Genomic DNA, 18,374 nt, shown 5'->3' on the forward strand with positions numbered 1-18,374 from the left:
CCCTGGCGAGCGCCCGCACCCCACGCGACGGTAGGAACATGGCCACCGCAGCGCCCGCCCATCCCCGCCCACTCCCCCAGCCCCAGCCCCACTCCGCGTCCCAGCCCCAGCAACAACTTCAGCGTCTGTCGCCTCCCCTCGGCCGCCTCCGCCGGCTCGGCCCCAACTGGTACGCCCCCGTCATGGGCACCGCCATCGTGGGCACCGCAGGCGCCGGTCTCCCCGGCACGGACGGCATCCCGGGGCTGCGTACCCTCTGCACGGCCGTCTGGGCTCTCGCCCTCGCCCTGCTGCTCGCGCTTCTCTGCGCCCGCGCCCTGCACTGGACCCACCACCGCGACCAGGCCCGCGCCCACCTCCTCGACCCGGCGACGGCCCCCTTCTACGGCTGCCTCGCCATGGCCCTGACGGCTGTCGGCGGTGGCGCCCTCGTCGTCGGCCAGGACTGGCTCGGTCTGCCGGCCGCCGTCGCCCTGGACGCGGTCCTGTTCACCGCCGGGACGGTCATCGCACTCGTCGCCGCCGTCGCCGTCCCGTACCTCCTGGTCGTCCGCGGCGGCACCCCCAGCCCCGTCTGGCTGCTCCCCGTCGTCGCGCCCATGGTGTCCGCGGCACTCGGGCCGCTCCTGGTCCCCCATCTCCCGCCCGGGCAGGGGCAGCGGGCCCTGCTGTTCGCCTGCTTCGGCATGTTCGGGCTGAGCCTGCTCGCGACCCTGGTGATGCTGCCGGTCGTCTTCGGCCGGCTCGTGACGACCGGTCCGCTCCCCCTCGCCCTCACCCCGACCCTGTTCCTGGCCCTGGGCCCGCTCGGCCAGTCCACCACCGCCGCCGGCAACTTCGCCGACCTCGCCCCCCATGTCCTGGGCGTCCCCCATGACACCGCCGCCGCTGTCGCCGTCCTCTACGGCGTTCCCGTCATGGGCTTCGCTCTGCTGTGGCTCGCCCTCGCCGGTGCGCTGGTGCTGCGCGCACGGCGCCGGGGCATGGGCTTCACGATGACGTGGTGGGCGTTCACCTTCCCGGTGGGCACCTGTGTGACCGGCGCGGAGAGCCTCGGCCGGCACACCGGGCTCGCCGCGTTCGGCGTCCTCGCCTTCGCCCTGTACGTCCTGCTCGTCGCCGCCTGGGCCGGCGCCGCCGCCCGTACCGTCCGGGGGCTGGTCAGCGGTGAGCTGCTCGCAGGGCCTCGCCCAGCACCCGTGGCGCCTCGGCCAGTGACGGCCCGTACCAGGTGAGGTGGCGCCCGCTGACGAGCGCGCAGGGCAGCCCCTCGAACGCCTCGGGACCGTCCTCGGCCGTGAAGCGGTACGGCTCGTCCGGCAGCACGACCATCCCTGGCCGCGCACTGGCCCGCAGTTCCTCGATCGGCACCCGCGGATAGCGGTCGGCGTGGGCCGCGTACGCGTTGTCGACCCCCAGCCGCGCCAGCACGTCACCCGCGAAGGTGTCCCGACCGAGCACCATCCAGGGGCGCCGCCAGATCGGCACGACAGCGGTCGTACGGCCGTCCGCGGCTGTTCGCCACCATCGCTCCGGCGCCGCCCATGCCGTCTCGGCCTCGTCTAGCCAACGGGGTCGCGATCGCGCGCCGCATGCCGTCACCACCCGCTCCAGTTCCGCGAACGCCTGCGGCACGTTCCGCACCTCGGTGAGCAGCACCTCAATGCCCGCCGTGCGCAGGGCTGCGAGGTCCGGTTCTCGGTTCTCCTCCTCGTTGGCGACGACCAGGTCGGGGGCGAGCTCGACGATCCGCCGGACGTCGGGGTTCTTGGTGCCGCCGATACGGACGACTCCGGCGCCGAGGTCGGCCGGGTGGCTGCACCAGTCCGTGGCCCCGGCCAGAACGCCGGGCACGGTGACCGCCACCGCCTCCGTCAGGGACGGCACCAGCGAGATCACCCTCATGATCACGTCACCCCAACTACTGAACTCGCGTCACGAGTTGACGGCGACCGCCGGGGCGTGGAACAGCCGGAAGGAACCACTCGCCGGCAGCTCAGCGCCGCCCGTCCTGTACCGCCTCGATGTGTTCGGCCACCGCCACCACGATCACCCGGGTGTCCGGCACGGTCGCCCGCCAGCGGTGCCGGACCCCGCCCGTCAGGTACAGCGTGTCGCCGCGGCCGAGCCGGTGGGCGCGGCCCTCCGCCTCGACCTCGACGGCGCCGTCCGCGACGTACATCAACTCGTCGTTGCGGTGCTGGAACTCACGGCCGGTGTCATGGTCGCCGATGAACTCCATCGCGTGCAGCTGCTGGTGGCCGCGGACCAGGGAACGCAGCCGGGGCTCGTCGGGGGCGGGTTCGAGGGCGTCCGCGCGGACCACGTCGACGCTGCACGCCGGGTCGGCCGCCGCGAGGAGTTCGACCGCCGTGGTGCGCAGAGCGTCGGCGACCTTCTCCAGGGAGCTGCGGCTGGGTCGCGCCCGCTCGTTCTCGACCTGGCTCAGGAACGGCACCGACAGGCCGCTGCGCTCGGCCACGACGGCGAGGGTGAGCTCCAGGGCCCGGCGCCGCCGCCGGACGGCCGCGCCCACCCGCAGGGGCTGTTCTTTGTGGTCGCCCATAGCTCCGGCTCCCTCCTCGGCTCGTCGTCGCGTCCCGGTTGCGTACGTCCCATCACAGCGCATCGCGCCGTGTGTTCGGTGGCTGTTCGCCAGATCGTCCCCGAACCACGCACGACGCGTTCCCTGATGACTTCCTTGCACCCTACGCATGTTCGTCAAACCGTTTCATGCGCCGGTCACATCGGTGTCACCCCTCGTCGGGCACGACCCTCACGGTTCGCGCCAGGGGACGGGCCGCCGCGCCCGCCCTCACGCCCCTCCCCGCGCGCGGGCGGCGATGCTGACCAGCGGTGGCGGCGGGCGGAGCGACCGGGCCAAGGTGAGTGCCTCGCGCTCCGTGGTTGGCCGGATCCTTCTCGTGCGCGGAACGTGTCCGTCCGGGAACGCCGAGAGGGGTGGGTCTCACCGGCAGACACCCCGCACGCGCGTGTGTGCCCCGGTTCGGCCCACCCCTCCTGAGAGCGGCTCCCTCAGTTGCTTGTTACCCCTTTCGCGCCGCTCTTGCCCCCGGAAGCCGGGACCGGCGCCCATTTCCCGGCGAGCTGAGGGTTCGCCTTCAGCCAGGCACGCACCGCGTCCTGTTCACCGCCCTTGCCCGCCTGCTGGATGCGGGCCTCCAGACCGGTGAGCTGTGCCTCGGTCATGGAGAAGTTCTTCAGCCAGGCGCCGACCTCGGGATTGTCGTCGGCGAAGCCCTTGCGGGCCAGCGTGTGCACGCCGTCGCCCTTGCCCCAGGCGCCCTTCGGGTCCTTGAGCTTCTTCAGGTCGTAGTCGCTGTACGCCCAGTGCGGCGACCAGAGGGTGACGGCGATCGGTTCCTTCTTGGCATACGCGCGCTTGAGTTCGGCGAGCATGGCCGGGGTGGAGCCGTCGACGACCTCGTACTCACCGTCGAGTCCGTACGCCCCCAGAACCTTGTCCTTGAGGAGGCCCATCATTCCGGCGCTCGGCTCGATGCCGACGATCCGGCCCTTGAACTCCGACGACTTCCCCTTGAGGTCGGCGAGCGAGTCGACGCCCTTCACGTACGAGGGGACGGTCAGCTCAAGAGAGGTGGGGCCGTACCACTTGCCCAGGTCCTCCAGTTGGTCGCCGTACTTCTTCCAGTACTCGGCGTGGGTGACGGGCAGCCACGAGTCGGTCTCGAAGTCGATCTGGCCGGTGGCCAGGCCCGTGTACAGCGGGCCGGCCGCGTACTGGGGGGTCGTGACGTCGAAGCCGCGCTCCTCCAGGAGTTCCTTCCACAGGAACGTCGTGGCGATGCCCTCGTCCCAGGGGATGTAGCCAATGGTGACCTTCTTGCCCTGTCCCACGTCCGTCGCGGTGGTCCGGGTGCCCGGCGAGGAGGAGCCGAAGATCCCGAGACCGCCGGCGACGAGCGCCAGGACGACCACGCCGGCCAGCGCGACGACCGGGCTGGGGCGGTGGTTCCAGAGCTTCGGGGTGCCTGCGGTACGGGCTTTGGCGGCCGCGCGGCGGCCCAGCGGGGAGATCTGGGTGCCGAGCGCGCCGGTCATGCGGTCGAGGTAGATGGCGAGGACGACGATGCCGAGGCCCGCCTCGAAGCCGAGGCCGATGTCGAGCTGGCCGATGGCCTCGTTGACTGCGCCGCCGAGCCCGCCGGTGCCGACCATGCCGGCGATGACGACCATGGACAGGCCGAGCATGATGACCTGGTTGACGCCCGCCATGATCGTCGGAAGCGCGAGTGGCAGCTGTACGCGCAGCAGCGTGTCGCGGGGCGGGGTGCCGAACGCCTCGGCGGCCTCGACGAGTTCGGCGTCGACCTGGCGGATGCCGAGTTCGGTCATGCGCACCCCGGGAGCCAGGGCGAAGATCAGGGTGGCGACGACGCCCGCGGGGACGCCCATGCCGAAGAACAGGATCGCCGGGATCAGCAGCACCATCGACGGCATCGTCTGGAGCAGGTCCAGGACGGGCCGTACGACGGCGCTGACCGTCTTGGAGCGGGCTGCCCAGATGCCCAGCGGGATCGAGATCACCAGGGCGATCAGGGTGGCGACGAGCACCAGGGAGAGCGTCGACATGGCGCGGTCCCACAGGGCCATGGAGTCGACGAGTGCGAATCCGGCGATGGCGAGGGCGCCCGCGACCAGGCCGCGCAGCCACCAGGCGGCCACCGCGAGGATGCCGGCCAGGAGGAGGGGCTCCGGGGCGCTGAGGACGGCGTTGATGCCGTCGTAGAGGCCTTCCACGACCGTCTTGATCGCGTCGAAGAGCCAGGACATGTGGTCGACGAGCCAGGTGACGCCGTCGTCGACCCAGTCGCCGAGCTGGAGCCTAGGCACGGGCGGTCACCTTCCCCTCCGCGTGGGCCGGGACAATCGGGCTGCCGCCGTGCTCGGGGTCGCCCTGCTGGTCGCCCAGGAATCCGAGGATGCGCTGTCTCGGTACGACGCCGACCAGTTCGCGGTCCGCGGTGAGCACCGCGACGGGGTGGGTCAGCCGGGCGCTCAGCGCGCAGAGTTCGGTGAACGGCGTGTCGGGCGTCGCCGTCGGACAGTCGCAGTCGGCCTCGTCGCCGCGGGTCTCCGGGTCCATGACGGCGCCCGCGGTGAGGACGCGGGAGCGGTCGACGTCCTTGGTGAAGGAGGCGACGTAGTCGTCGGCCGGGCGGACGAGGATGTCCTCCGCCGTGCCGGTCTGGACGATGCGGCCGTCGCGCATGACGGCGATACGGTCGCCCAGGCGCATGGCCTCGTTGAGGTCGTGGGTGATGAACACGATGGTCTTCTTGAGGGTCTTCTGGAGTTCCAGGAGCTGGTCCTGCATGTCCCGGCGGATCAGCGGGTCGAGCGCGCTGAACGACTCGTCCATGAGCAGCAGGTCGGCATCGGTGGCGAGCGCCCGGGCCAGGCCCACGCGCTGCTGCATGCCGCCGGACAGCTCGTCCGGCCACGAGTCCTCCCAGCCGGCCAGACCGCACAGGGCGAGCGCCTCGCCGGCGCGACGCTCGCGCTCGGCGCGGGGCACGCCCTGCACGGACAGGCCGTACGCGGCGTTCTCGCGGACGCTGCGGTGCGGGAAGAGCGCGAAGTGCTGGAAGACCATGCTGATCTTGTTCGCCCGCAGCGCCCGCAGTTCACGGTCGCCGAGCGCGGTCAGGTCCTCACCGTCGAAACGGACATGTCCGGCCGTCGGTTCCAGCAGGCCGTTGAGCATGCGCAGCAGCGTCGACTTGCCCGAGCCGGACAGGCCCATGACGACGAAGATCTCGCCGGGTTCCACGCTGAAGGACGCGTCGACGACGGCCGCGGTGATGCCGTCGTCGCGCAGTTCCTCGCGGTCGGCTCCTTGTTCGAGCCGGGTTACCGCGTCGCCGGGTCGTCTGCCGAACACCTTGTACAGATGCTCGGCCTCAAGCCTGGATGACAAGGGTGCTCCTCGGTCGTACTTTTCGGTCGTGCTTTTCGGTTGCGCTCGTCGTTCGAGCTGTTCGATCGCGTTTTCGTTCACGTTCTCCATTTGCGTCGATTGCGCGAACATCCGGGTTCACTCGGGGTCGCGCATGCCCCCTCCCGACATGGGCAAACGGGCGAGTGTGCCAGTTCACAAGGCTTCGCAGCTGGAACGCGGAGCCCCTGGTGGGAGCCGCCGGTGCGCCGGAAGGCGGCGCGCGGGGTGACTGTCAGTGGCGTACGGCATGATGCGAGACGTGACCGGACGACTGATGCTCCTCGACACCGCCTCGCTCTATTTCCGCGCCTATTTCGGCGTCCCGGAGTCCGTGAAGGCTCCGGACGGCACGCCGGTGAACGCCGTGCGCGGGCTGCTCGAATTCATCGACCGGCTGGTCAAGGACCACCAGCCGGACCAGCTGGTGGCGTGCATGGACGCGGACTGGCGTCCGCAGTGGCGGGTCGACCTGATCCCGTCGTACAAGGCCCACCGCGTCGCAGAGGAGCGCGAGGTCGGTCCGGACGAGGAGGAGGTGCCGGACACCCTGTCTCCCCAGGTGCCGATCATCGAAGCGGTGCTGGACGCGGTCGGCATCGCGCGCGTGGGCGTCGCGGGATACGAGGCGGACGACGTGATCGGCACCTTCACCGCGCGCGCGGCGGGCCCCGTCGACATCGTCACCGGCGACCGGGACCTGTACCAGCTGGTCGACGACGCGCGCGGGGTGCGCGTCCTGTACCCGCTCAAGGGCGTGGGCACCCTGCAGCTGACCGACGAGGCCTGGCTGCGCGAGAGGTATGGGGTGGACGGGAAGGGGTACGCGGATCTGGCGCTGCTGCGCGGCGATCCGAGCGACGGGCTGCCGGGCGTGCCGGGGATCGGCGAGAAGACGGCCGCGAAGCTGCTGGCCGAGTTCGGCGACGTGGCCGGAATCATGGCCGCCGTCGACGACCCGAAGGCGAAGCTGACGCCCTCGCAGCGCAAGCGGCTCGACGAGTCACGGCCGTACGTGGAGGTCGCGCCCAAGGTCGTCCTGGTGGCCGGCGACGTGCCGCTGCCGGATGTCAACACGGCGTTGCCGCGCGCCCCCCGCGACCCGGAGGCACTCGACGCGCTCGCTGCCCGCTGGGGACTTGGGGGTTCGTTGGAGAGATTGCTCACGACACTCGGAAGGTGAGGCACCACCGCTCGCGGGAGGTGCACGCTGTAGGAGGCCTCACCACCAGGCGCGACACCCCCACCCAAGGAGAACGGAATCCTCGCTACAGAGAATACCGCTCTCGCTTTAAGGCATCGTTACGAAATAAATCGCCTCGGGCGACAGGGTTGCATCAGGGAGAGGTGTTAACTTAGGTAAGCCTAAGCAAGGGAACAGGGAGGCCGTCATGGCAGAGCGCCCGGAACGCAGGGCTCCGAAGACCCACTCCGCGCAGGTCGTCCGTACCGAGCGACTGACGCCGCACATGCAGCGCGTGGTTCTCGGCGGCGACGGCCTCGCCGAGTTCACCGCAGGCACGCGCACCGACCACTACGTGAAGCTGCAGTTCCCGGCCAAGGGCGTCACCTATCCGGAGCCCTTCGACATGCAGCGCATCCGCGAGGAGTTCCCCCGCGACCAGTGGCCGGTGACCCGCACCTACACGGTGCGCGCCTGGGACCCCGAACTGCGCGAACTGACCCTCGACTTCGTCCTGCACGGCGACGAGGGCATCGCCGGCCCCTGGGCGATGCGCGTACAGCCGGGCGAGACGGTCGTCTTCGGCGGGCCCGGCGGGGCCTACGCCCCCGACCCCGACGCGGACTGGCATCTGCTCGTCGGCGACGAGAGCGCACTGCCCGCGATCGCCTGCACCCTGGAGGCGCTGCCCGACGGCGCGAAGGTGTACGCGTTCGTCGAGATCGCCGGCCCCCAGGAGGAGCAGAAGATCGACTCCGACGTGGAGGTCCACTGGCTGCACCGCGGCGACCGCCCCCTCGGCCAGGCCCTCGTCGAAGCCGTGAGCGCCCTGGAGTTCCCCACAGGCCGGGTACAGGCGTTCGTGCACGGCGAGGCGTCCTTCGTGAAGGACCTGCGCCGACTGCTGCGGGTGGAGCACGGGATCCCGCGCGAGGATCTCTCGATCTCCGGCTACTGGCGCCTCGGCCACAACGAGGACGGCTGGCAGGCGTCCAAGCGGGACTGGAACGCGCGGGTGGAGGCGGAGCAGGAGACCGCCGAACCGGCGGCCTCCTGAGTCTTCGCGACTTCCGGGGCCCGAGACCATCCGGGCCCCGTTTCCCCGGCCCGGCCCCTTGTGGAGCCGGGCCGACGACGTACCACCCCGGCGGCTGAGTGGGCCCTCCCCGGCCGGGGCTCCCAGCCAGCCCGAACTGCCCTCCCCCATGACTGAGTCGCTGTTCGGGTCGCCCAGTTGGCGGGCCGCCATCGACACGTGAGGACTTGGGTCCCGCCTCGACACGGCCACGACATCCCTGCGAAACAGCGCCTCCCTAATTTCTGTCACCCGACAGGAATTACGCGCCGAAGGCAGGTCCCGCCGTGACCACGACCGCTTCCCCCGACGTACGCCCCGATCCGCCGGAGCCATCCGCCGACCGCTCCCTGGCCGAGTTCGGCTACCCCCAGGAACTGCACCGCAGCCTCGGCCGCTACGCCTCGTTCGCCGCCGGGTTCTCCTTCATCTCCGTCCTGACGACGGTCTTCCAGTTCTTCGCCTTCGGATACGCGTTCGGCGGCCCCGTCTTCTTCTGGGCCTGGCCCGCGGTACTGGCAGGCCAGTTGCTGGTCGCCGCCTGCTTCGCGGAACTGGCCGCGCGCTATCCGATCTCCGGTGCGATCTACCAGTGGTCGTCGCGGCTCTCGAACCTCACCTTCGGCTGGTTCGCCGGCTGGATCATGGTGATCGGGCAGATCGTGGTGGTCGCGGCGGCGGCCCTCGCGCTCCAGGTCGTCATGCCGGCCATCTGGTCCGGCTTCCAGCTGGTCGGCGACGACCCGGCCCCGACCTCGGCGAGCGGCGCCGCCAACGCGGCGATTCTCGGCGTGCTCCTGCTGGCCCTCACCACGTTGGTGAACGTCCTGGACAACCGTGTGATGTCGGTGATCAACCGGGTCGGCGTGACCGCCGAGATCATCGGCGCCGTCCTGATCATCGTGCTCCTGTTCACCCACTCCGAGCGCACTCCCGGCATCACCTTCCACACGGGTACGGCACTGCAGTCCGGCCTGACCGGGGCGCTGCTGGTGGGTTCGTTCACGGCGGCGTACGTGATGATCGGGTTCGACAGCGCGGGCGAGATGAGCGAGGAGACACACCATCCCCGGCGCACCGCACCCCGTACGATCCTCACCGCGCTCGCCTCGGCCGGCCTGCTGGGCGGCCTGATCATCCTCGCCGGCCTGCTCGCCGCGCCGAGCCTCACCGACGGCCGGCTCGGCGTGGAGGGCCTGAGCTACGTCCTGACGAGCAGCCTCGGCGACGGGGTGGGCCGGGCCCTGCTGGTCGACGTGGTGGTGGCGATCGCGGTGGCGACGCTCGCGATCCAGACGGCGGCCTGCCGGATGCTGTTCTCGATGGCCCGCGACGGCCAGCTGCCGTTCTCGGCCCGCCTCGCGAAGGTCAACCCGCGCACGGGCATGCCGAACGCCCCCGCCCTGGTCGTCGGCGCCCTGGCGGCGATCCTGCTCCTCCTCAACTTCGCCTCCCCGGAAGCCTTCCTGGCCATCGGCACCACCTGCATCGTGATGCTGTATTTGGCGTACGCGATGGTGACGGGCCCGCTGCTGGTCCAGCGCCTGAAGGGCACCTTCACCGCCGACGGCACCGACGAAGCCGGCAAGCCCCTCTTCTCCCTGGGCCGCTGGGGCATCCCGGTGAACGCCCTCGCCCTCCTCTACGGCCTCATCATGACGGTCAACCTGGCCTGGCCCAGGGCAGCGGTGTACGACCCGGCGGGCGGCCACTGGTACTTCCAGTGGTTCACGGTGCTGTTCCTGGTGGTCACGGTGGGGGGTGGGGGCGGGTACCGGCTTGTGCGTGCGCAACGGGTGCGCTCTGCCGGGAGGACCTGACCCACCGCACGACGGCCTCCGCCGCACAGACAGCGTTCGCCGCAGCCGGGTGCCCGAGGTTTCGGCAGCCGGCCACGGCGACCTGGCCGGGTCGGCATCCAGTTTCGGTCAGCCAATCCCTACAGCGCATTCCGGGTGACCGACGCCGACCCGTGCGGTGACGTGATTTCACAGTCGATCCAATAGCGGGCCCGCAACATCGTCGAAACTGCGGCCTCACTCAAGACCGGCCACCCTGCCTCAATCCAGCACGAAATCCGATGCGCCAGGGGCGGTCGATGCTGCTGCGAGGGGAAAGGGCCTGGGAACCGTTGTCAGTGTGGCCAGAACCAGCCATTCCCCAAAGAGCCCGAGCGCCGCATCATAAGACGCATGAATAGCGACACCTCCACGCGGATTTGGTCAGTGCCGAGTGTGTTGTGCCCCTTTCCGGTCATGTACAACGAGCCGGCGGCTCGCAGGGCGGACGAGGACATAGTCGCTTGGGCGCTCAGCCTTGATCTCTTCCCCGGGCAACGGGCCGAGCTGAACGGATACCGCTTCGGCACTTTCGCCGCGCTCACGCACCCTGACGCGGTCGATCACGATCACCTGATGCTCGTGGCCCGCAACATGACCGCCCTGTTCGCCGCGGACGACCACTACTGCGACGAGGGCATAGAAGGCGTCCGCCTCGCCATGAGTGCCTCCCGGCTCGCGGGGTCGTTGACCGCGCTGGAGAACGGCGCACGGCTGCCCGACTGCCCCTCGATCGAGGGCTTTGTCGGCAGTGACCCAGTGGCACATGCCCTCCGCGAAACCGCAGAGCACATTGCACGCTTGGGCACGCCGGCGCAAGTAGGCCGTCTGCGCCACGAGACAACCGCTACGTTCCTGGCAATGTCGGCGGAAAACTCATGGCGTATAGCCGGGCACGTTCCCGATCCCGCGGAGTACTTGGCTCATCGTAAGTACAACGGAGCCATGGCATGCCTGGTACTGATCGATGTCGCCGGAGGCTACGAACTGCCCGCCCGCGACTGGGAAGCCCCTGGTGTCCGATCTCTGTCGCTGGCCGCCTCATTGATGATCATGCTGGTGAACGACTTGTATTCGGTCGCCAAGGAAAGCGCTGACATCGGCAGCCACAGCTTGCCCACAGTGCTCTCCGCACGCCACGGGTGGTCCCTCGAACGGAGCATGTGCGCGACTGGCGAACTGCACGACAACCTCATGCGCGCGTATCTGCGTCTGGAACCCGATGTCGCGCGCGACGCCTCGCCCGAACTCACCCGCTACCTCGCGGGGCTGAGGCACTGGATGCGGGGAAATCTTGAATGGCACACCCTCACCGGACGACACAACAACCGCGCGGGACGCCCAACTCCAAGGACAGGACCGCACGGTCCCACCCACGACCGCATCAAGGCCGACAAGCACCACTCGGCCGCCGCAGGCGTCTGTCCCCACTGCGGGGACCGACACCACTCAGTCACAGCCGTTGCGTAGATTGCCTGGCGGAGACCAGGCAGCAGCGCCCTGACCTGCGGTGCGAGAACGACCGAGCGCCGGAGACGGGGCCCGGCAGACCACGCTTCTCATATGCTTGATCGTGATGAGACGCCGTAATCCGCCCCCGCCCTCTCCCCTGCCGCAGCGCGACGGGGTGGATCCGGTACGCGTTCGCTTGCCGGTCGGGGACGAGTGGACGACCGTGCGAGATCATCTCAATGCTCGGCTCGCGGCAGGGACCGGCGTTGTCGACGAGATGCTCGACTCCGGCCGGATCGTGGATGTGACCGGACGTCCGGTGCCGCGGGACATGGCATATGTGCCCGGGATGTTCGTCTGGTTCCACCGGGAACTGCCCAACGAGGAACAGGTGCCCTTCCCGGTCGATGTCCTGTACCGGGACGATCACGTGGTGGTGGCCGACAAACCCCATTTCCTGGCCACCATCCCACGCGGCAGTCATGTCGCCGAGACGGCCCTCGCCCGGCTGCGGAGGCAGTTGGGCATCCCGACTCTCGGCGCGGCACACCGCCTGGACCGGCTCACGGCCGGGGTGGTGCTGTTTACGGTGCGTCCCGAGGAACGCGGCGTGTATCAGTCGCTGTTCCGGGACAAGCTGGTGGCGAAGGAGTACGAGGCCGTGGCGCCGTACGATCCCACCCTGGTCCTGCCCCGCACCGTACAGAGCCGAATCGTCAAGGAGCGCGGGGTCATGGCGGCCCGCGAGGTCGAGGGCGAGCCCAATGCCGTCAGCCGGATCGAGTTGCTGGAGCACGGGTACGGGCGTGCCCGGTACCGGCTGATGCCGCGTACCGGGCAGACGCACCAACTAAGGGTGCACATGAGCACCTTGGGGGTGCCGATCCTCGGCGATCCCCTCTATCCGGAAGTCACCGGCCCTGTGGCGGCCGGTGACTTCCGCCGTCCGCTCCAACTGCTGGCGCGGGTTCTTGAGTTCAGCGATCCGGTCACGGGTCTCGAGCACCGGTTCGTCAGCCCGCGGGTGCTGCGGGCCTGGTCGTCGTACCCGGAGTGGGCCGAGTAGCCCCGGTGGCCGATCGGCTCAGGCGCCGCGCCACCAGCGCAGAAGGCGCCGGAACACACCCGTTGGGCGCGTCGGTTCGGGTGCCGACGTCGACGTGGGCTCACCGACCGGGGCCACCGGCTCCGACACCGTGAGCTGCAGCTGCTCCGTGCCGACCTCCCAGTTGTTCGGGCGTTGTGACGGCACCGGCCTGACGCCCGGGTTCTCCATGACCTCCTGGGGGGACCTCGGCGCGAACTTCACCGGCAGTTCCACCAGGTGGCGATTCGCGACTGACGACCGCCAGCGCAACTCGTCCTCATCACAGGCAAGTTGGATGTCGGGAACTCGGGTCAGCAGCGCGTCGACGCCGACGTCGGCGATGGCGCGGCCGATGTCCTGGCCCGGACACTCGTGGGGACCGCCGCTGAACGCCAGGTGGGAGCGGTTGCCCTGCATGTTGGCTTCGAGATCGGGGCGGACCCTCGGGTCGACGTTGCCCGGTGCGATGCCCAGGAGGAGTCCGTCGCCCTTACGGATGCGCTGCCCGCCCAGCTCGGTCTCCTGCTTGGCGATGTAGGCGAAGACCGTGCTGAACGGCGGCTCGTCCCACAGGGACTGCTCGACCGCTTCGGGCACCGTCATCTGACCGCCGTTGAGTCGGGCACGGAAGCCCGGGTTGGTGAGCACCTCACGCAGTACGTTGGCGAGCAGGTTGGTCGTGCTCTCGTACGCGACGATCAGGACGACACGCAGGTGCTGGCCGACCTCCTCGTCGTCGAGCCCCGCCGGGTCGGCGATGAGGCGGCTGGTGAAGTCGTCCTCGGGCTCGGCCCGGCGGCGGGCGGTGAGCCGCATCAGGGCGTCCATGATGTACTGATTGCTGGCGATCGCGGTCTCGGTGCCCTTGAGCATGTCGCGGGCGGCCTGCACGATCCGGTCGCCGTACTCCTCGGGCATGCCGAGGATCTCGCACATCACCGCCATCGGCAGATACTCGGCGAACTGGCTGACCAGATCGGCGCTGCCCTGCTCACAGAACTTGTTGACGAGATGCTGGGTCGCGCGGTTGATGTAGCGGCGGATGCCTCGGTTGTCGATGGTCGACATGGCGCTGGTGACCGCGCCGCGCAGCCGCAGGTGCTCGTCGCCCTCGGTGTGACAGCAGATGGGCTGCCGTGCGAAGTGCGGCATGAGCGGGTGGTCGGGCTTGACGGTGCCGTCCTGCATGGGCGTCCACAACCGGCTGTCCTTGCAGTACTGCGAAGGGCTCCGCACCATGTGCATGTTCTCGCCATGACCCAGCACCACCCAGATCGGTACGTCGTCATGAAGCAGCGCAGGAGCCACCGCGCCGTGTTCGGCGCGGAGCTTCTCGTACACGGCTCCCAGGTCCTCGGCCTCTGGGCCGTACAGCCGGCGCAGGCCGCCGGGGCCGGTGCCGGTGTTGTGGGCGGGGCAGCCGGGGGGTGGGCTGAGGTCGGTGTCGGCCGTGCCGGTCAGGGAGTGGGGGTCAGGCGTCACGGTGATCGCTCCGAAACTGAGGTGGATCCGGTGTCAGGAGGGTTGATGGTGTGCTGGGTTGCCGGTGGGCGCGCTCAGACGGACGCCTTCGTCATCTCCAGCGAGTGCAGAAAGCGCATCAGCGTCATGAGCGTGTCCCGGCTGGAGGCCCGCCTGCGTGCGTCGCACTCGACGATGGGGATCTCCGGGGCCAGGTCGAGGGCCGAGCGCAGGTCCTCGACCGGGTAACGGGGCGCGTCTGGGAAGGAGTTGACGGCGATGACGAAGGGCACGCCCCGCTCCTCGAGTCGCCCTATGACGTCGAAGCTCACTTCCAGGCGCCGGGTGTCGATCAGGACGACCGCGCCGAGGGCGCCTTCGAACAGGCCGTTCCACAGGAACCAGAAGCGTTCCTGGCCCGGGGTGCCGAACAGGTACAGCACCAGTTGGTCGGTGATGCTGATGCGGCCGAAGTCCATGGCCACGGTGGTGGCCGTCTTGGAGTCGGAGCCGTAGTTGTCGTCGACGCCGATGCCGGCCTGCGTCATGGTCTCTTCGGTGGTCAGCGGCCTGATCTCGCTCACCGAGCCGACCATGGTCGTCTTGCCCACGCCGAATCCGCCCACGATCACGATCTTCACCGCGGCCTGGGTGCTTGACGGCAGGCGGTCCTCGGTCCGTGGGCCCGGGATGGTGTCAGAGCTTTTGAAGTCCATGCATCACCGCTTCGAGGAGGGAACGGTCGGCGAGCGACTCGCGGATGAGCGGGTAGCGCGCCTGGACCAGTTCGGCCGTCAGCAGCTCGGTGAGCAGGACGGTCACCACGCTGAACGGCAGGTTGAGGTATGCCGAGAGCTCGGCCACGGACAGAGGGGCCTTGCAGAGGCGGAGCAGCGCCGACTGCTCCGGCGGGGCGGCGGGCGGGGGCTCGGCGCACGCCACGATTAACGTGACGAGGTCGAGCGAGGCGCGCTCGCCGCCCGGGGCCGCGCCGGTGAGGACGTAGAGCCGCTCGGGGTTCTTGCGCTCGCCTTCCTTGGCTTCCCCGGCTTCCCCTTCCTTGCCCGCCGCGCCCTCTTGGCCTGCTTCGCCCTCCGCGGCGGCCGCGCTCTGCGGGAGCGGCTCGGACGGAGGTTCCTGCTTGATGGGGTAGCGCCGTCGGCGCTGCGGAGGAGTCATACGGTCTGCCCGTTCCGCCGGGGCGGACTGGTGAGGTGGGCGCCGATGCGGACGACGAGGTCGCGCATGTGGTTGCTCATGTTGCCGGGTTCGGCGACCACGTTGGCGAGGACCGCGAGATAGGCGTTGGGGCCGGCGGCCATCAGGTAGAAGTAGCCGCCGGTGACCTCGATGATGACCATGCGCATCGTGCCGTCGCTGTCCGGGATCTCGTGCGCGACGGCGCCGGCGAGGCTCTGCAGCCCCGCACAGGCGGCGGCGACACGGTCGGCGGCGTCGGGGTCGCCGCCGTAGCGCGCGATGCGCAGACCGTCGGCGGAGAGCACCACGATCTGCTGGATACCGGGTACGCCGTCGGCGAGCTCCTTGAGCATCCAGTCGAAGTTGGCTCGCTGCGAGATCACTTGAGGTCCCCCTCGTCGTCGGCCTCAGCGTGGGCCGGCTGCTGGTTGGTCGCACTGGCGGCGGTCGGGTCGTCCCGGTGGCCGCCGAAGGCCGCTCGGTCGTCCGGCTGCCCGCCGAAAGCCGTGGCGTCGGCGCCCGGGAACGCGGTGAAGTCGACCGCGTCGTCCGGGTGGCCGGAGAACATCGTCGGGTCGTCGGGGTTCCTGGTGAAGGCCGTGGGGTCCGGGTCGCCCTTGAGCCCCTCCATGAACGCCTCGACCCACAGGCCGGGCAGAGGCTCGTCGTCCTTTTTCTTCTTCTGCGACTCGGGCTCCCACAGCTTGCGGAGCTCGGGGTCGGCCTCCAACGCGGCCTCGGACGCCCTGGACCGGGCGTACCGCTCGCTGAGCGGTGTCTTGACCCGGCTGCGGCGCTGCGGCAGACCGTTCTCGGTCCACTCGGTGACCTCCGGGACGTCGTCCTCCATGGAGACCGACGCCGGGATCCGTGGGCCCGTCGTGGGGCGCCGCTTCTTGGGCGGGCGCTTGGGGCCTTCCAGCGCACCAAGTTCGATCTTGGGTGCGGCGGTGGCGCCGATGCCATGGGCGAGCCCGGGCGCCGGGTCGCTGGTGAGCATCTCGGACGGCACGACCAGCACGGCGCGGACACCGCCGTACGCGGACTGCCTCAGCGAGATCTGCATCTTGTACGACTCGCAGAGTCGCCCCACGACGGCCAGGCCGAGGCGCGGTGACTCACCGAGGTCGTTGAGGTCGAAGCCGGCCTGGGCGCGGGCGATCATGACCTCGGCGCGCTTGCGGGACTCCTCGCTGAGGCTGACGCCGGCGTCCTCGATCTCGATGGCGATGCCGGTCTGCACCTCGGTCGCGGTGACGTGCACCTTGGTGTGGGGCGGCGAGTAGCGCGTGGCGTTGTCGAGGAGTTCGGCCGCGGCGTGGATGAGCGGTTCGACGGAGTTGCCGTCGACGTTGACCTTCGCGATGGAACTCAGGTCGATACGGCGGTACTCCAGGATCCGGGACATCGCGCCGCGCAGCACGCTGTACAGCGCGACGGGCTGCGGCCACTGGCGCCCGGGCCGACCGCCGCCGAGCACGGAGATGGAGTCGGCGAGACGGCCGATCAGCGCGGTGCCGTGGTCGATGCGCAGGAGGTCGTCGAAGACCTCGGGGTTGCGGCCGTGGTCCTCCTCCATCTCCCGGAGTTCGTTGGCCTGCTGGTGGACGATCGCCTGGACGCGCCGGGCGATGCTGACGAACGCGCGCTGCGCGCCGTCCCGCATGGACTCCTCGCGATCGATGATCTCCAGGACCCGCTCCAGCAGTTTGCGCTGCGGAACCGGGAGTTCGCGGTACGGAGAGTCCGGTCCACGCAGTTCGCGAATCACCCCTGAGGGTGAACCGGCAACGCGCAGCAGATGGAGCCCGTGGGGCAGGACTTCCGTGCCGAACCGGGCGAACTCCTCGTCGTGGGCGGCGATGCGCCGCTCCAGATACGCGGTGTGACGGGCGTGCTCGGCCCGCAGGCTACGGACCGTACGGCCCCGGCGGACCACTTCGGCGGCGACCGCGACGACCAGGACCGTGGCGATGGCTCCGCACCAGCCGACGGCGGCGCGGACCGGCCCCGTCACCAGGGCGGCGGCGGCTCCGGTCGCACCGGCCATTGCTATGGCAGGTAGCAACAGCACGCGCGCGTAGGGAAGTTCACGGCCATTGGGAGGCGATTGAACACTCACCATGTATGCCCTCTGAGACAAATCGGCTGGGGTTGGGGGAGCTTGCTGTGGGGTACGTCTGGGAACTGTCTGGATCTTCGGTATTTTTGGGAACAAGCGCACGAATACATCCCAACTCGGTGCGCTGCGGGCGAGCTTAGTCCGACCGGATCAACGCCGTGTCATATTCGGCAAGCCTCTGAAATGCCCCTTGCGAGTGGAGTACCCTCGGCCCATTTGCACGCTGCGGATGCAATCACACACAGTGCGTAACGACGGATGGGCGTACGAAAAGCACTCACCGTGACGGGTGAACGCGGGCCTCCGAAAGGCCCGGGGCCGCCTCTGCCCTCAGATACCGGCGACGCGCAGTGCGGCGTCCGCCGCGGCTTGCGCGAAGACGGAGACGGGGCGCTCGGCGCCGGAGCGGTGCACGAGGATGACACCCTCGATGAGCCCGAAGAGCAGATCCGTGCGCAGCTCCAGCTCACCCTTGGCGAGCACGCCCCCGGCGGCGGTCGCGGCGAGCAACTGCCGGTAGGCATCCTTGAGTTCGGCCCGGACGGCATGGAAACCGGCGAAGCGTTCGGCACTCACCTCAGGGAGGAGGTAGAGACCGCCGAGGTTGTACGGGCCGCCACAGAGCAGTTCGACGTCGGTGCGGCACAGCTCCCACAACCGGTCCTCGGCCGGGGTGGCGTCGTCGGCCAGCAGCCCACGGGCGTACGTCAACGAGGGCGTGACGGTGGACTCCAGGAGCTCGGCGAGCAGCTCTTCCTTGCCGGAGACGTAGTGGTACATGGACGCCTGGCGCATCCCCGCCCGCTCGGCGATGGTCCGCGTGGTGGTGGCCGCGTAGCCGCGGGTGGTGAACAACTCGGCGGCCGCGGTGAGCAGTTCGGCCCGCGGGGCGAGCCCGCTGTCCGGCCGCTGCGCGGCCCGCGGTCTGCCGACCCGCCGTCCGCCCGGCCCGCCCGTCGTTCCCATGCGTTCGATC

The 18,374-nt window shown here is 69.8% G+C and carries 16 protein-coding genes; 6 read left to right on the plus strand and 10 right to left on the minus strand.

Annotated features, from left to right (window positions below; translation table 11 throughout):
- Positions 1 to 38: 38 nt before the first annotated feature.
- Entirely contained in the window at positions 39 to 1,235 is a 1,197-nt protein-coding gene (locus OG241_RS11370; protein WP_405815105.1) for a TDT family transporter, read from the plus strand.
- Here OG241_RS11370 and OG241_RS11375 read toward each other — a convergent pair.
- The 4 genes from OG241_RS11375 to OG241_RS11390 form a co-directional block, all read right to left on the minus strand.
- The gene (locus OG241_RS11375) at positions 1,162 to 1,905 is read right to left on the minus strand and encodes a helical backbone metal receptor (protein ID WP_405815106.1); all 744 of its coding nucleotides are present in this window, start codon (positions 1,903 to 1,905) and stop codon (positions 1,162 to 1,164) included. The two genes, OG241_RS11370 and OG241_RS11375, sit on opposite strands and share 74 nt — an antisense overlap.
- A 91-nt stretch (positions 1,906 to 1,996) precedes the next feature.
- Positions 1,997 to 2,566 carry a helix-turn-helix domain-containing protein gene (locus OG241_RS11380; protein WP_405815107.1) on the minus strand — a complete coding sequence of 190 codons (570 nt, stop codon included), beginning with the start codon at positions 2,564 to 2,566 and terminating at the stop codon, positions 1,997 to 1,999.
- 470 nt (positions 2,567 to 3,036) lie between these two features.
- Positions 3,037 to 4,875, minus strand: a complete 1,839-nt coding sequence (locus OG241_RS11385; RefSeq protein ID WP_405815108.1) for an ABC transporter permease/substrate binding protein — start codon at positions 4,873 to 4,875, stop codon at positions 3,037 to 3,039.
- A complete protein-coding gene (locus tag OG241_RS11390) occupies positions 4,868 to 5,962 on the minus strand; it encodes a glycine betaine/L-proline ABC transporter ATP-binding protein (protein WP_405815109.1) in 1,095 nt (364 codons plus the stop codon). The genes OG241_RS11385 and OG241_RS11390 overlap by 8 nt, the downstream gene beginning before the upstream one ends.
- A 271-nt stretch (positions 5,963 to 6,233) precedes the next feature.
- Between OG241_RS11390 and OG241_RS11395 the strand changes: the two genes are divergently transcribed.
- The 5 genes from OG241_RS11395 (at position 6,234) to OG241_RS11415 (ending at position 12,594) form a co-directional block, all read left to right on the plus strand.
- On the plus strand, positions 6,234 to 7,163 hold the full coding sequence (locus OG241_RS11395; protein ID WP_405826153.1) for a 5'-3' exonuclease H3TH domain-containing protein: 930 nt from the start codon (positions 6,234 to 6,236) through the stop codon (positions 7,161 to 7,163).
- A gap of 208 nt (positions 7,164 to 7,371) precedes the next feature.
- Entirely contained in the window at positions 7,372 to 8,220 is an 849-nt protein-coding gene (locus OG241_RS11400) for a siderophore-interacting protein (protein ID WP_405815110.1), read from the plus strand.
- 305 nt (positions 8,221 to 8,525) lie between these two features.
- Entirely contained in the window at positions 8,526 to 10,058 is a 1,533-nt protein-coding gene (locus OG241_RS11405) for an amino acid permease (RefSeq protein ID WP_405815111.1), read from the plus strand.
- A 372-nt stretch (positions 10,059 to 10,430) separates the two neighbouring features.
- Entirely contained in the window at positions 10,431 to 11,546 is a 1,116-nt protein-coding gene (locus tag OG241_RS11410) for a terpene synthase (RefSeq protein ID WP_405815112.1), read from the plus strand.
- Between the two features lie 106 nt (positions 11,547 to 11,652).
- Entirely contained in the window at positions 11,653 to 12,594 is a 942-nt protein-coding gene (locus OG241_RS11415) for a pseudouridine synthase (RefSeq protein WP_405815113.1), read from the plus strand.
- A gap of 18 nt (positions 12,595 to 12,612) precedes the next feature.
- On the opposite strand, the gene OG241_RS11420 is transcribed toward OG241_RS11415, so the two are convergent.
- From OG241_RS11420 to OG241_RS11445, 6 genes are all read right to left on the minus strand, one after another.
- Complete coding sequence (locus OG241_RS11420) at positions 12,613 to 14,097, minus strand: cytochrome P450 (RefSeq protein ID WP_405815115.1); 1,485 nt, start codon at positions 14,095 to 14,097, stop codon at positions 12,613 to 12,615.
- 74 nt (positions 14,098 to 14,171) lie between these two features.
- Positions 14,172 to 14,792, minus strand: coding sequence for an ATP/GTP-binding protein (locus OG241_RS11425; RefSeq protein ID WP_006380993.1), 621 nt, complete (start codon positions 14,790 to 14,792; stop codon positions 14,172 to 14,174).
- A complete protein-coding gene (locus OG241_RS11430) occupies positions 14,773 to 15,255 on the minus strand; it encodes a DUF742 domain-containing protein (RefSeq protein WP_405815117.1) in 483 nt (160 codons plus the stop codon). The genes OG241_RS11425 and OG241_RS11430 overlap by 20 nt, the downstream gene beginning before the upstream one ends.
- Positions 15,252 to 15,659 carry a roadblock/LC7 domain-containing protein gene (locus OG241_RS11435; protein WP_319094099.1) on the minus strand — a complete coding sequence of 136 codons (408 nt, stop codon included), beginning with the start codon at positions 15,657 to 15,659 and terminating at the stop codon, positions 15,252 to 15,254. Before OG241_RS11435 ends, OG241_RS11430 begins: the two co-directional genes overlap by 4 nt.
- Entirely contained in the window at positions 15,656 to 17,401 is a 1,746-nt protein-coding gene (locus OG241_RS11440; protein WP_405815118.1) for a sensor histidine kinase, read from the minus strand. Before OG241_RS11440 ends, OG241_RS11435 begins: the two co-directional genes overlap by 4 nt.
- 327 nt (positions 17,402 to 17,728) lie before the next feature.
- Complete coding sequence (locus tag OG241_RS11445) at positions 17,729 to 18,364, minus strand: TetR/AcrR family transcriptional regulator (protein WP_405815119.1); 636 nt, start codon at positions 18,362 to 18,364, stop codon at positions 17,729 to 17,731.
- Between the last annotated feature and the right edge of the window lie 10 nt (positions 18,365 to 18,374).

This window comes from Streptomyces sp. NBC_01390, from assembly GCF_045040105.1.
Classification (GTDB): domain Bacteria; phylum Actinomycetota; class Actinomycetes; order Streptomycetales; family Streptomycetaceae; genus Streptomyces.